Source organism: Cellulophaga tyrosinoxydans (assembly GCF_900176415.1).
Classification (GTDB): Bacteria; Bacteroidota; Bacteroidia; order Flavobacteriales; family Flavobacteriaceae; genus Cellulophaga; species Cellulophaga tyrosinoxydans.
The window spans coordinates 358514-373338 of record NZ_FWXO01000004.1 but is presented as its reverse complement, the minus strand read 5'-3'; the positions used below and the strand labels follow the sequence as shown (position 1 = coordinate 373338).

13 protein-coding genes and 1 rRNA gene are annotated in these 14825 nt (G+C 32.4%); 5 read left to right on the top strand and 9 right to left on the bottom strand.

Translation table 11 applies throughout. The features are described 5' to 3' along the window. The first annotated feature begins 70 nt into the window (after positions 1–70). A 5S ribosomal RNA gene (gene rrf / locus B8963_RS13265) occupies positions 71–182 on the top strand. 212 nt (positions 183–394) lie between these two features. On the opposite strand, the gene B8963_RS13260 is transcribed toward rrf, so the two are convergent. The 9 genes from B8963_RS13260 to B8963_RS13220 form a co-directional block, all read right to left on the bottom strand. After that, positions 395–625, bottom strand: coding sequence for a DUF6095 family protein (locus B8963_RS13260; protein ID WP_084062147.1), 231 nt, complete (start codon positions 623–625; stop codon positions 395–397). Positions 626–634: 9 nt separating this feature from the next. Beyond that, positions 635–1435, bottom strand: a complete 801-nt coding sequence (locus tag B8963_RS13255; protein ID WP_084062200.1) for a DUF4249 family protein — start codon at positions 1433–1435, stop codon at positions 635–637. A gap of 3 nt (positions 1436–1438) precedes the next feature. Further along, positions 1439–3841 carry a TonB-dependent receptor gene (locus B8963_RS13250; RefSeq protein WP_084062144.1) on the bottom strand — a complete coding sequence of 801 codons (2403 nt, stop codon included), beginning with the start codon at positions 3839–3841 and terminating at the stop codon, positions 1439–1441. A 108-nt stretch (positions 3842–3949) separates the two neighbouring features. Next, positions 3950–6169 (bottom strand): NADP-dependent isocitrate dehydrogenase, encoded by a 2220-nt coding sequence (locus B8963_RS13245; protein ID WP_084062141.1) that lies wholly within the window; start codon positions 6167–6169, stop codon positions 3950–3952. 366 nt (positions 6170–6535) lie between these two features. Then, the gene (rplS, locus tag B8963_RS13240) at positions 6536–6886 is read right to left on the bottom strand and encodes a 50S ribosomal protein L19 (protein ID WP_084062138.1); all 351 of its coding nucleotides are present in this window, start codon (positions 6884–6886) and stop codon (positions 6536–6538) included. A gap of 121 nt (positions 6887–7007) precedes the next feature. Continuing rightward, the gene (trmD, locus tag B8963_RS13235) at positions 7008–7682 is read right to left on the bottom strand and encodes a tRNA (guanosine(37)-N1)-methyltransferase TrmD (RefSeq protein WP_084062135.1); all 675 of its coding nucleotides are present in this window, start codon (positions 7680–7682) and stop codon (positions 7008–7010) included. A gap of 75 nt (positions 7683–7757) precedes the next feature. Beyond that, positions 7758–8387 (bottom strand): tRNA (guanine-N1)-methyltransferase, encoded by a 630-nt coding sequence (locus tag B8963_RS13230; protein ID WP_084062133.1) that lies wholly within the window; start codon positions 8385–8387, stop codon positions 7758–7760. 76 nt (positions 8388–8463) lie between these two features. After that, positions 8464–9912 (bottom strand): glyceraldehyde-3-phosphate dehydrogenase, encoded by a 1449-nt coding sequence (locus B8963_RS13225; protein WP_084062130.1) that lies wholly within the window; start codon positions 9910–9912, stop codon positions 8464–8466. Between the two features lie 214 nt (positions 9913–10126). Further along, entirely contained in the window at positions 10127–11521 is a 1395-nt protein-coding gene (locus B8963_RS13220; protein WP_084062127.1) for a S1C family serine protease, read from the bottom strand. 130 nt (positions 11522–11651) lie between these two features. Here B8963_RS13220 and dapF point away from each other — a divergent pair, with 130 nt between their 5' ends. From dapF to B8963_RS13200, 4 genes are all read left to right on the top strand, one after another. Further along, the gene (dapF, locus tag B8963_RS13215; RefSeq protein ID WP_084062125.1) at positions 11652–12428 is read left to right on the top strand and encodes a diaminopimelate epimerase; all 777 of its coding nucleotides are present in this window, start codon (positions 11652–11654) and stop codon (positions 12426–12428) included. Further along, positions 12421–12945: a GNAT family N-acetyltransferase gene (locus B8963_RS13210; protein WP_084062123.1), complete on the top strand. Its 525-nt coding sequence runs from the start codon at positions 12421–12423 to the stop codon at positions 12943–12945. Before dapF ends, B8963_RS13210 begins: the two co-directional genes overlap by 8 nt. After that, entirely contained in the window at positions 12945–13988 is a 1044-nt protein-coding gene (gene mltG / locus B8963_RS13205; protein WP_084062121.1) for an endolytic transglycosylase MltG, read from the top strand. The genes B8963_RS13210 and mltG overlap by 1 nt, the downstream gene beginning before the upstream one ends. Positions 13989–14135: 147 nt before the next feature. Then, positions 14136–14771 (top strand): hypothetical protein, encoded by a 636-nt coding sequence (locus B8963_RS13200; RefSeq protein ID WP_084062118.1) that lies wholly within the window; start codon positions 14136–14138, stop codon positions 14769–14771. The last annotated feature ends 54 nt before the right edge of the window (positions 14772–14825 follow it).

Below are 14825 nucleotides of genomic sequence, written 5' to 3'. Positions count from 1 at the left end.
ATTTTGTCCCTTTAATATGTTAACAAAATTGTTGTTAGTCTACTTAAATATGTAAACGCAACTAAAGATTTAAGGTGGCCATGGCGATGGGGTCCACCCCTTACCATTCCGAACAGGGAAGTTAAGCCCATCAGCGCCGATGGTACTGCTATACCAAGTGGGAGAGTAGGTCGTCGCCTTTTTTTAAGCAAGTCCTCAATAGAAATATTGAGGACTTTTTTTGTTTATATAAGATACAAAAGGAGTAATAGAATGGCTTGCTTTAAATACAAACCACGAAACTATATAACATAAAAAAGCCACTTACAACAGTAAGTGGCTTCTAAGTTTAAGTGTTTGTTGAGTGCTTATATTCTCGGTAAATCACCATCACCTTTTAATGGTAATAAGGATTTTATTTCTTTTTGTCTCCAAACATACTCTTCATAATGGTGTTTACTCCTTTAAATGCGAGTACTATTGCACCTATGGCAAGTAAGCCTCCAACAATTAGCACAGGTATAAATAGTGTATTTTCTATATTTTTGAAGGCTTGATACAGTACAGTAGGAGCTAAAAACATTAATAATACCGTATAGCCCAAATATTTAATTCCTTTAGCAAGTACGTCTTTATTGGTATGCATATTTATATTTTAATCTATTGTTATAGTTTGAGTATAGATTTCTGAAATAGTAAAGAAACCTAAAGCATAATTATCGATACTAGAGGTGTTTACTATATTTCCACGAACTGTGCCAGCAGGCGTTTGAAAAGGCCCTTGATTTCCTCCGCTTTGCACGATAATTTGATTCATATAATTGTAGAAAATATCATCTACACCCAAAATACTTATTTGTAAGGATTGCCCAGATTGTAATTCAGTATCGTAAAAATATGAAAATTCAAATTGTTCCCCTTTGTAAAATGTATCTTCAGAAACTAAATATTCATTAAAATCAAAATCAAATAAATAATAATTATCTATGTCAGGATTATCAGTATAAGTGATAATTATTTCGGTTTCATCTTCATTAAATAGTGTTCCTTCACCTTGAACTAAATTGTCAATAGGAACGGAAGCATTGAAGGAAGATCTAGCCTCATAAATTTCGTTGTTATATATAATGGTTAATAGTACAGTGCCTTCTTTCAATAAAGAAGTCGATATATTGGCCGTGTAGATCCCTTTGCTACTTTCTGCAAGGTTGGCTATAAAAGTACCAGATTCATTCGATAATTGAATATTCGTGACAGTTAAAGGTTCTATTTCTTCAAAAAAAGAATTTGTTAAGTTAGTTTTGATCGTTACTGTTGTATTGCTTTCGCTATTGTTAACTCTAATTAAGCCATCTACAATTAATCTTTGTTGATCTGATGGTAATTCCACATAAACTACGTCTTCACAACTGCTTAAAGTAAGCGCTATTAATAAAAAATATATTATTTTTTTCATCATTTAAAATTTGAAATTATAGGTAACCGCTGGTACAATGCCAAAAATTGAAGTTCTTACAGCTTCATTTACTCCTGTATCATTATTTCTACTAAAATTTATAGATGCTGCATTTTTACGGTTGTACAGGTTGTAAATACTGAAAACCCATTCTCCTTGAATTTTTCTATTCTTATTTTTTGTTGGATTCAATGTAGCGGAAACATCTAATCTATTATAATTTGGGAGTCTTTCAGAATTACGGTCACCGTAATATGGAATAGTTAGGCCTTGAAACTCGAACTGACCAATAGGATAATTGGTTGGTTGCCCAGTTTGAAACACAAAATTTGCATTAAAATTCCATTTTTCATTAAAATCATAACTTCCAAATAAAGAAAAATCATGAGTCTTATCATAAGGTGTGTTATACCAAAGACTATTATTTATACCAGTTTCTAAAGGGCTTATGCCATTTGTTGGTGACGCTATTCTTCCTGGTGTTCTTTGTTCAGATTTTGAAAGAGTATAGGAAAGCCATCCTTGCAACTTACCTTCGTTTTTGCGAAAAAGTAATTCCCAACCATAAGCTCTTGCTTCACCGTTTAAGATTACTTGTTCAATAGCATTATTAGCAATAAGGTTAGCACCATCAATATAATCTATTCTATTTTTTATTTGTTTGTAATAGACTTCAGTTTCTAAAGAATAGTCTGTATTTTTTATGTTTTTGAAATATCCTAAGGCATATTGATCCAACAGCTGTGGCTTGATAAAAGGTCCGCTTGGAGTCCAAACATCTAATGGAGTAGGAGAACTTGTATTTGAGATTAAATGTAAGTATTGCGCTAATCTTGTGTAGCTTGCCTTAATAGAATTATCATTATTAATTCTATAAGCCATCGCTATTCTAGGTTCAAGATTGTTGAACGTGGTTAAACTAGATTTTCTTCCTGGAGTTTGTATACCAATTGGATCAGCTTTTTTGTAGATTAATAAGTCTTCATCAAAATCGACTGAATTGTTATTTGCATATACATTTAATTCTGATTGCCCTAATCTATTGAATGTACTGAACCGTATACCATATTCTAAGCTCAATTTTTTAGAGATGTCGTGCTCTACATCAATATATGCAGCGAATTCATTTGCGTATTTTTGGATTAGTTGTTCTTCTATTATTCCTGAATCTGCACTACTAGGAACTATCTTTCCGGGATTGAATTGATAGTAAATGTTATTTACCCCATAATTTATTTGAAGATTGTTTTTAACATAATGTTTAAGGTCATATTTTACGTTAAAATTTTGAATACCGGAATTCCATTTGAAACCAACAAAGTCTAATTTTAACCCATAATAATAATCAGAATATATTAAGGATAGGTTAGAGAATAATTTATTGGAAAAAAGATGATTCCACCTAAAATTGCCTACAGAATTACCGTAGGTGTTTACAAAACTATCACTTATACTAAAAACATCTCGTCCAAAATATCCAGATAAAAATATATTATTGTTATCATTTAGTTTAAAATTCAATTTCGTATTAAGGTCGTAGAAATAGGCTTTGTTGTCAATATCGAACAAAGGCAGGAAAAGATGTGCGTAGGAAGAGCGACCACCAATTAAAAATGCAGCCTTATCTTCTTTTATGGGGCCTTCAAGTAAAATTCTACTAGCTACAATACCAATACCGCCATTAACCTTAAACTCTTTGCTATTGCCTTCTTTTTGAAAAATTTCTAGAACTGAAGAAACTCTGCCTCCATAACGAGATGGTATTCCTCCTTTGAATAATTTAATATCTTTAATGGCATCAGGATTAAAGACAGAGAAAAATCCAAAAAGGTGGGAAGAATTAAAAATAGTTGCTTCATCTAATAATATTAAGTTTTGATCTGCCGATCCACCACGAACGTTGAAACCTGAAGAACCTTCTCCCGCATTGCTAACACCAGGTAATAAAACTATAGCTTTTAAAACATCGGACTCCCCTAATACTACTGGTATTTTTTTTATTGTTTTTACCGCCAAATTGCTCACACTCATTTGAGGAGTGCTAATATTTGTTTTTTCAATATTTTCTAACACAACAACTTCTTCTAAAACTTCTGCCTGTTCTTCTAGTTGAAAATCTAATTTTGTGTCTTTTTCAAGATTAACGAGCGTTTTTACGGTGCTAAACCCTAAATAGTTTACAATAAGCGTATAGTCGCCTTTTGGAAGAGTAATAGAATAAAAACCATATTCATTTGTTGTAACGCCTGTGCCTAATTCAGGAACTATAACTTCTACACCTATTAATGATTCATTGCTATTTAACTCACTAATAGTTCCGTTTATGGTGTATTTTTGTTGGGCGAAAGCAGAAACCATTATAAGGAAATAAGTACTCAGAAAAGAGCATATTTTATATATATTCATATTAGGCAATTTTTCACAAAAATACTTGATTTTAGTGGAGATGACTAAAAAAACAAAAGCCTTTTCTAATGAAATAGAAAAGGCTTTATGTATTATAAAATCGGGTTTTTATATTTCCGCGAGAATAGCATTGAAGGTTTTACTTGGTCTCATTGCGTTTGCAATTAAATTATCATCTCCCTTGTAATAGCCTTGAATATCTACTTTCTTTCCTTGTGCGTTATTTAATTCTGAAATTATTTTAGTTTCATTTTCTTCAAGATCTTTAGCTATTTTAGTAAAAATGGACTTTAATTCAGCATTCTTATCTTGTTTAGCAAGTTCTTGGGCCCAATAAAGGGTTAAATAAAAATGACTACCTCTATTATCTAATTCGCCAACCTTTCTAGATGGGGATTTATCATTATCAAGGAATTTTTCAGTAGCAGCATCTAAGGTGTCAGCCAAGACTAATGCTTTTTCATTATTATATTTTTCGCTGAAATGTTCTAATGAAACTCCTAAAGCCAAAAATTCTCCAAGAGAATCCCAACGAAGGTGTCCTTCTTCTAAAAACTGTTCAACGTGTTTAGGTGCAGAACCTCCCGCACCGGTTTCAAATAGTCCACCACCATTCATTAAAGGTACAATAGAGAGCATTTTTGCGCTAGTACCAACTTCTAATATAGGAAAGAGATCTGTTAAATAATCACGTAATACATTACCTGAAACGGAGATTGTATCTTGTCCTTTTATTATTCTTTCCAAAGTTAATTGCGTAGCCTTCTCTGGAGATAATATTCTAATATCTAATCCGGCTACATCGTAATTTGGTAAATATGATTTAACTTTCTTAATTAATTCTGCATCGTGTGCTCTATTCTCGTCTAACCAAAAAATAGTTAGTTCATTGGTAGCTTTCGCTCTAGAGACAGCTAATTTTACCCAATCTTGAATAGGTGCATCTTTTACTTGACACATTCTCCATATGTCGCCTTCTTCTACATTATGCGTAATCAATATTGTATTGGAGTTTGTATCTACAACATTTACAACTCCACTAGTGCTTATTTCAAAAGTTTTATCATGTGACCCGTATTCTTCTGCTTTTTGCGCCATTAAGCCAACATTAGGTACTGTACCCATTGTTGTAGGATCAAATGCACCGTGTTTTTTGCAAAAATCAATAGTTGTCTGGTAAACTCCAGCATAACTACTATCTGGAATAATAGCCTTAGTATCTCTCGCTTTACCGTTTATATCCCACATTTTTCCTGAATTACGGATCATTGCAGGCATTGAAGCATCGATAATTACATCACTAGGTACATGTAAATTAGTAATTCCTCTCTCTGAATTTACCATTGCCAAATCTGGTCCATCAGCAATAGTTTTTTCAATATCGGCAACTATTGTCTTGTATTTAGCTTCAGGCAGCTCTTTTAATTTATTCAATAAGTTTTCTAAACCATCATTAGCACTTATGCCTATGGAGTCGAATTCGCTTTTGTATTTATCAAAAATAGTAGCAAAATAAGCTTCAACAACATGTCCAAAAATGATTGGGTCAGAAACCTTCATCATGGTTGCTTTTAAATGCACTGAAAAAAGAATATTTTTTTCTTTAGCATCTTTTACTTGCTCTTTTAAAAACGCAAGCAATGCTTTTTTACTAAGCACAGTAGCATCGATAATTTCTCCTGCTAACAATGCTATATTTTCTTTTAAAATAGTTTTTTTACCATCATTAGCTATTAGCTCCACATTAACAGAGGTAGCCTTATCAATAGTAAGTGATTTTTCGTTGGTTTTAAAATCATTATTGCCCATCGTAGCTACATGGGTTTTAGATTCTGAACTCCATGCACCCATAGAATGTGGATTCTTTTTAGCGTAATTTTTTACGGCACGAGGAGCTCTTCTATCAGAATTTCCTTCTCTTAATACAGGATTAACGGCACTACCTTTAATTTTGTCATAACGCAATTTAATTTGCTTTTCTGAATCGGTTTTTGGTTCATCAGGATAGTTTGGTAATGCGTATCCTTTTTTCTGTAACTCTTCGATTGCTTCTTTTAATTGCGGAACTGATGCACTAATGTTTGGTAATTTAATAATGTTGGCATCAGGGTTTTTAGCTAATTCACCCAATTCTGATAAATCATCAGCAATGCGTTGTTCTTCTTTTAAAAACTCAGAAAAAGTTGCTATAATTCTACCAGCAAGCGAAATATCTTTAGTTTCAATATCAATACCACATGGTTTCGTAAAGGCTTTAACAATTGGCAAGAAAGACTGAGTGGCTAAAGCTGGAGCTTCATCGGTCTTGGTATAAATTATTTTTGGCATTATTTTGATTGTATTTGAATTAAGCGGAGCAAATATACAATTTTCTGTTCTTGTTATTTGTGTAGATGAATAGATATTATTGTGATAAAAAATACCTTTTGTGATACTTTTTGCAGAAATGGTTAAATACTATAAAAGCCATATCATTACATGTTGTATTGATATGGCTTTTTTTGAAATAGTTTACAAACTTGGTGTTCTGCTTTATTTGCAAAACGGCAACCATTGATTGCATTTGCGTCACTATTTATAATTGTAAATTACAAAATAATATTGGTTTTACAAAATGCTAAAATGTTAAATATTTAATAGTATTAAACAAAAACACCCGCTGAAAGCGGGTGTTTAATTGCGTTATTGTTGAATTTAAGAACGTACTTCTTTAATTCTAGCTTTTTTACCTGTAAGGCCTCTAAAGTAGAAAATACGAGATCTTCTAACTTTACCTCTTTTATTAACTTCGATTTTTTGTAATGCAGGCATGTTAATTGGGAAGATACGCTCAACACCAATAGTACCAGACATTTTTCTAATTGTAAAAGTTTCTGAAGATCCAGAACCTCTTCTTTGAATAACTACGCCTCTAAAAAACTGAGTACGTGTTTTTTCACCTTCCTTAATTTCATAATACACAGTGATTGTATCACCTGCTGAAAAATCAGGAAATTCTTTTTTAGTTACAAATTCGTCTTGAACAAATTTTAATAATGCTTCCATTGCTTTGATTTACTGTTAGTTATAAAGCAACATTCACGATTTTCGTCAGAGGTTGATTTAATGGACTGCAAAAGTAATTAATTAATGAGAAGTAGCAAGCGGAAATAAGTTTTTTTTAGCTTTATTTTAATAAATCAGGTCTTAACCTTTCGGTGCGTTCCTGTGCCTGATCTTCTCTCCACTTTTCTATCTTAGGAAAATTGCCGCTTAATAATATTTCCGGAACTTTCATTCCTTTGTATTCTGCTGGTCTGGTGTACACTGGAGGCGCCAATAAATTGTCTTGAAAAGTGTCTGTTAATGCGGAAGTTTCATTGCTTAAAACCCCAGGAATTAATCTTATAATCGCATCGCAAAGAACGGCAGCTCCCAATTCTCCTCCGGATAAGACATAATCTCCAATTGATATTTCGCGAGTTATAAACGCATCTCTAACTCGCTGGTCTACACCCTTGTAATGTCCGCACAAAATTATTACATTGTTTAAAAGGGACATGCTATTGGCTATTTTTTGATTTAGCGTTTCGCCGTCTGGAGTCATGTAAATAATCTCGTCGTAATCTCTACTTTGTTTGAGTGCTGTAATACATTTATCAATAGGTTCAATCATCATAACCATACCTGCGCCACCACCAAACTGATAATCATCTATTTGATTGTAACTTAAATCTGTATAATCACGAAGGTTATGCGTATGAACCTCTACAATACCTTTTTCTATAGCTCTTTTTAGAATACTAGCTTCAAAAGGGCTTTTAAGCAATTCAGGAAGAACCGTAATAATATCAATACGCATTTAAAGAAATATTTAAAAAGATGTCATGAATCATCATAATTCTATTCTAGTAGTAGTTAAAAACAAAAAGGCTAATTATTTAGCCTTTTTGTTTTTATTGATTTCGTCTTGATATTGTCGACTAATTTTTTGTTCTCTTTCTAAAGCTCTACGACGATGTTCCTCGTATTCAATTTCTAATTCAGCCAAATTAGTTTTTGCTATTTGGGTTAAACTATTACTGCTTCTAAACTTATAAATAAAGAAAAGTAATAATAGAAAAAGACTTGTAATAATGGTCCAAAGTATAGCGCTATAAGCACCTTTAGAAATTAATATTCCAAAAATAGACATGTTGTCTTTTTCTTCTGAAACGGCAGTTAAGTTATTTGTTGTCTCTAAAAGTTTTTGATTTAGCGTATTTATTGTTTTGTCACTCTCGCTAATCTTAGCTACTAATTCAGCATTATTCTTTTTAAGCAACTTAAGTGTATCTGCTACGTTTTGACTAATCTTTTCTAAACTAGTAACTTTTACTACTTCATAACGAATCCCATCTGCTCTGTAATTTCCAGCTTTTTTGGCCAAAAACTCAAATTGTCCTGAAATGGTTCCTGTTTCTAAAGAAGCCGCAGGCTCTTCTTGGTCTTCTTCTATTTCTTGTGCGTAATGTAGGTTTACGGAAAGCAAAGCAACGCTTATAAGTAATATTCTAAATAATTTCATCTAGTAAGTTCTTATATTTATTATACGATTTAGAGAAACGCTAAATTACTTCTTTAATATTACATAAGAAAAAAAATTAGTAATAAGTAAATCTTCTAACTTTAGAAATGTATTTTGCTAGTCTAATAACCTGGTGTGAATAACCATATTCATTATCATACCAAATGTATAGTACTATGTTTTTGCCATCTTTAGAGACTATTGTAGCTTTGCTATCATAAATAGATGGTGCAGAGGTTCCTATAATATCAGAAGATACTAACTCATTATTTAATGAATATTTAATCTGCTCTACCAAATCACCTTGTAGTGCGTACTTTTTCATAATTGTATTTATCGCATCTTTAGAAGTTTTTGCATTTACTTCCAAATTTATAATTGCCAAAGAACCATTAGGTACAGGAACACGAATTGCATTTGAGGTTAGTTTACCATTTAAACTTGGCAATGCCTTGGTAACAGCACTTCCTGCGCCAGTTTCAGTAATTACCATATTTAGTGTAGCTGCTCTTCCTCGTCTGTATTTAGAATGCATATTATCCACTAAATTTTGGTCATTAGTAAAGGCGTGAATAGTTTCTATATGTCCCTTTTTTATGCCAAGCGAATCTTCAATTACTTTTAAAATAGGGGTAATGGCATTGGTTGTGCATGAAGCAGCCGAGAATATTTTATGATCTTTTGAATCAAATTCTTTATGATTTACACCATGTACAATATTTGGCACACCTTGCCCTGGCGCAGTTAACAATACTTTTGCTGCACCCTTAGATTTTAAATGTCTAGATAAGGCTTCTTTATCTCTGAATGCACCTGTATTGTCAATAACTAAAGCGTTGAAAATACCATATTTAGTATAATCTATTTCTTCAGGTTTATCTGCAGTTATCATATGGACGGTAGTTCCATTGATAATTAAAGATTTGTTTTTTACATCAACATCTACTGTTCCGTTAAATTCACCATGAACAGAGTCTATTCTTAGTAAACTGGCTCTTTTTTCTAGAATTTCTTGGCTGATGGCACCACGAACCACGATGGCTCTAAGTCGCATTTGATTGCCTTTACCTGTTTTCGCCATTAATTCACGAGCTACTAGTCGGCCTATTCTACCAAATCCATAAAGCACCACATCTTTTGGTTGAATTTCTTCAACTTTATCAGCTCCTCTTAATTTATTAAAAACAAAGGCTTTAACGTCTTCTTCATTTTCATTGTCTGCATGATATTCATAGGTTAGTTTACCAATATCTAACTTCGCAGGTGGAAGCATCATATTATTAATGGTTCTTAGTATTTCGACCGAATCAAATATGGAAATAGGTTTTTGCACAAATTCTCCTGCGTATTGATGCAAGTTGATAATGTCACTTACATTTTTGTCGATAACTTGATTTTTGAATAAAACTATTTCGATTGATTTATCATACCATAAATCGCTTACAATTTTAATAAACTCTGTAGTTGCTTTTCTGCGATCTGCTTGAAAAGCTAGTTCTTTTTCGTAAGATTTAATTTTATCCATTTGATTATTTATGTTGTTTTGTTATAATTTTCTGCAAAAATAATTATTTCAAACGTTTTCGTAACATAAATTCATAAAAATTCTAGCAAGAACTGCTTTTATCTGAAATACATGATTTTTATCGGTTTAATTGTATTGCATTCGTAGATAAGCTATCTGGTAGCAAAAAAAATGCTCCTTGTAATAAGGAGCATTTTTAAAAGACAAAATTTTGTTATTGAAGAATAATTCGTTCTCGTTCTCCTTTTTTATTTAACATGGTAATACTGGTGTTGCCATATCTTGTAATTCTACCAAATAAAACTTTAGCATCATTAATATCATTTATTTCTTTATCTCCGATAGAAAGTAAGATTTTACCTTCTAAGCCATATCCTTCAAATCTTTCTGAAACGCCAACTATTTTTACACCTTTCTTGGTTCTAAATTCTTTTCTGTCCTTATCATTTAGATTTTTCACTTCTAAATCCATTATTGGCAAAACAATTGTTTGTCTTTCTTTTAAGGTTACGGGTATTTCCATAGTTTCGCCTTTGCGTTCTATGGTTAGTTTTACTTCGTCTCCAGGTCTTTTTGTTGCTAAATAACCCGTTAAATCTGGAAAATTTAAAGTCTTTATTTCATCTATTTTTTTAATAATGTCTCCAGATTCTAATCCTGCGTCATAGGCACCTGAATCTTCTTCTATAATATCTATATAAACACCTTCAATATTTTTAATTCCCTTTTCAGCCGCAAGAGAGCTATTTATAGGAATAGGAGTAATGCCTAAAATTCCTTTCTGAACATTTCCATATTCTACTATGTCATCAATAACTTTTTTGGCAATATTACTCGGTACTGCAAACGAATAACCAACATAAGAACCTGTTTGAGAGGTTATTGCGGTATTTATTCCAATAAGTTCACCATTAGTATTAACCAATGCACCGCCACTGTTTCCAGGATTTACGGCCGCATCGGTCTGTAAAAACGACTGATTAGTGCCACCTAACGAACGAGCTTTAGCACTCACAATTCCTGCGGTAACAGTTGATGTTAAATTAAAAGGATTGCCAACAGCTAGTACCCACTCACCAATTTTGGTGTTATCTGAATCTCCAAAGGTTAGATAAGGTAATTTATGATCTGCTTCAATTTTAATTAAGGCTATATCAGAATTAGGATCGCTTCCTATTAATTCTGCATCATAGGTTGTGTTATTATTAAGTGTTACTTGTAATTGTGATGCTCCTTCTATAACATGGTTGTTGGTAACAATATACCCATCAGACGAAATTATAACTCCAGAACCAGCACCTCTTAATTGTGGTTTAGCTTCCGTTTCATAGCCATATAAAAATTCCATCAAACTTTTTGGACCACTATTTATAGCAACATTTTTTACATGGACTACAGCGTTTACAGTAGTTTCGGCTGCTGAAGTAAAATCTACTTCATTTATTCCTGCTCCTTTAGCAGAAGTATTCATAAAACTTGCGGTGGTAACAGGTACTGTAGGACTATCAGAGAAAATAAAAGATTGTTGCTCAAAAAATAGTTTATAGCCACTTAATGTTACGGCACCAGCAATAACAGAAACCAATAATAAGTTTGCAATTTTCTTCATAATCATTTGACATTTTAACTTTTGTACTGTAAAATTAACAGTTTTAGAAATACAAAATTTGTGTTTAACGTCTTTTTAACTGCAAAAATTGACTTAATAAAATACTACCTTTGTGTAATAATCTTTAAAAATGAAACTTACATTTTATAAATTTCAAGGAACCGGGAACGATTTTGTAATGATAGATAATCGTGAAAAAACCTTTGATGAAAAAGATACCAAACTTGTGGCATTTTTATGTGACAGAAGATTTGGTATTGGAGCAGATGGTTTGATATTGCTTGAAAATGAAGAAGGAGTAGATTTTAAAATGGTTTACTACAATTCAGATGGTAACGAAAGTAGTATGTGTGGCAATGGAGGCAGATGCCTAGTTGCTTTTGCTTCTTACTTAAATATTATTAATGATAAGGCTACTTTTAATGCTGTAGACGGACTTCATCATGCTACGATTTCTGGTGATATAGTTAGCTTACAAATGAAAGATGTTTCTGAAATTAAAGTAAAACCAAATGCTAGTTTCTTAGATACAGGATCACCGCATCATGTACAGTTGGTTAACAATTTAAAAGATTTTGAAGTTAAGACAGAGGGTCAAAAGCTTAGGTATGGCGTATATGGACAAAAAGGGAGTAATATAAACTTTGTTGAGCCGTTTGATGATGAGACCTTCAGTGTACGAACATATGAAAGGGGAGTGGAAGATGAAACATTGTCTTGCGGCACAGGTGTTACTGCTGTTGCGATTGCTATGCATGCTGCGGGACGGGTAAAGACTAATACTGTTAAAATAAAAGCGGTCGGCGGAAATTTAGAAATTAACTTTGAAAAATCTGGCGACGTATATAAAAATGTATTTTTAACCGGACCAGCCAAATTTGTTTTTAAAGGAGAAATAAATGTATAGTTTAAAAGGAGAACAAGTTTTTTTAAGAGCCTTGGAAGCTGATGATTTAGATTTTCTTTATCAAATAGAAAATAATACCCAAGTGTGGGAAATAAGTGGAACAACAACGCCATATTCTAGGCAAGTACTGCAATTGTATTTAGACAATGCACATAGAGATATTTATGATGTGAAACAACTAAGGTTGTGCATTTGTAATGCCAAAAATGAAAAAGTTGGATTAATAGATTTATTTGATTTTGACCCAAAAAACAAAAGAGCAGGAGTTGGAATCATAATAGCATCGGAAAAAAGTAGAAATCTAGGTTATGGAGCCGAGGCGCTTGAACTACTTTGTGGTTACTCTAGAGTAACCTTAGAATTACATCAATTATATTGTAATATTTTAGAGGATAATGCAGCTAGTATTCATTTATTTGAAAAATTAGGATTTACTAAAGTAGGAATAAAAAAAGACTGGATTTCTTCAGCTGGGAACTATAAAAACGAAATACTATATCAAAAAATATTTAATTAATGTCTTTTAAAAAAATCTTTTTACTTGTAATTGCCCTTGGTTTAATCATTGGCGCTTATTTTGCATATACTATTTATGCCGCCTTTTTTACCACTAATACTAATTTTGATGAAGCTAAAGAGATTGTTTATATAAAATCAGATGCTTCATTTAATGACGTATTAACACAATTAAATCCATTACTGAAAGATGTTGATGCCTTTGAGTCTGCAGCGCATAAAAAAGGCTATGCTTCAAATGTGAAAGCTGGAAAGTATATATTGGAAAAAGGAATGAATAATAATGCTATCATTAATACTTTGCGAAGTAAAAATGTACCAGTAAAATTAGCGTTTAATAACCAAGAAACTTTAGAAGATTTAGCAGGTAGGGTAGCCTCTCAGATTGAAGCTGACAGTATTTCGTTATTAAATGCATTTAATGATTCAGAGTTTTTAAAGCAAAACAATTTCAATCTAGACACCAAGCTTGCAATGTATATTCCTAATAGTTATGAGTTTTTTTGGAATACCTCTGCCATAAAGTTTAGAGATAGAATGCTGAAAGAGTATCAGAGATTTTGGAATGAGCAAAGACTCGCAAAGGCGCAAAACTTAAAAATGACACCTATAGAAGTAGCTACCTTAGCGTCAATAGTACATAAAGAAACAGCAAAAGTAGATGAGCGTCCCAGAGTTGCTGGGGTCTATTTAAATAGATTGCGTGATGGTATGTTGTTGCAAGCAGATCCTACTGTAATTTATGCATTAAAGCTACATTCCGGCGATTTTAATCAAGTGATAAAAAGAGTTTTATATAGAGATTTAGAGCTGGATTCTCCTTTCAATACTTATAAGTACGGGGGGCTTCCTCCAGGACCTATTGCAATGCCTGATATCACAGCTATTGATGCTGTTTTAAATTCAGAAAAGCATGATTATTTCTATTTTGTTGCTAATGTTGAAAATTTTGGATACCATAAATTTGCCAAAAACTTAGCGCAGCACAACCGAAATAAAGAGCAATATGTCCGATGGATAAATAGCCAAAATATTAATAGATAGTATTTTGAGCGGATTTTAACAACACTTTATCTAATTTTTGCCTTTTTTAGGATTTTGCCAACATTTCCATAAAAAAAACCAAGGTATCTTTGCCTCGTTAATTTAAGCAAACCAATTTTTGGTTGTAAGTCTTAAGAAATCAAATTTATGAGAAAGTGGATAAACGTAAGTTGTCCTCTTGTCATGATATTTATTTTAGTAAGTTATGGATTAAAACCCGCCGATAAGGAGGTGCCATTAACGCTAAAAGTAAATAGACCTACTTTAGTTTCGTTTCCCAAAAACGAACCTATGACAGAATCCTCCCCCTTTATTATTAAGCCTCCTTTTATAGGGAGTTCTTATGTTGGTTTTAAAGAAGCCTTAGCTTTTAAAGAATCAAGAGGGAAGTATAGTGTGGTTAATTCCTTAGGATATTTAGGTAAATATCAGTTTGGAATTGGTACTCTTGAGCTGGTTGGAATTTATAATGTGGATCATTTTTTGTCCAACCCAGAATTGCAAGAGAAAGCATTTATTACCAACATTGCGCGTAATAAATGGATTTTAAGAAGGGATATTGAAAAATATACTGGATTAAAAATCGGTAATTTTCATATTACAGAATCAGGTATTATTGCTGCTGCACATTTAGCGGGGCCAGGAAACGTTAAAAAGTATTTACGTACACTTGGTGCAAATGATATTAGTGATGATTATGGCACTAGTATAAGTAGCTACATTAAACTATTTTCCGGATATGATATTTCCATGATTTTGCCAAAACGAAATGCACGGATTTAATTTAAAAGAAAGTTAGAATTTTTAAGGCCTTTACATATATAATGTAGGGGCTTT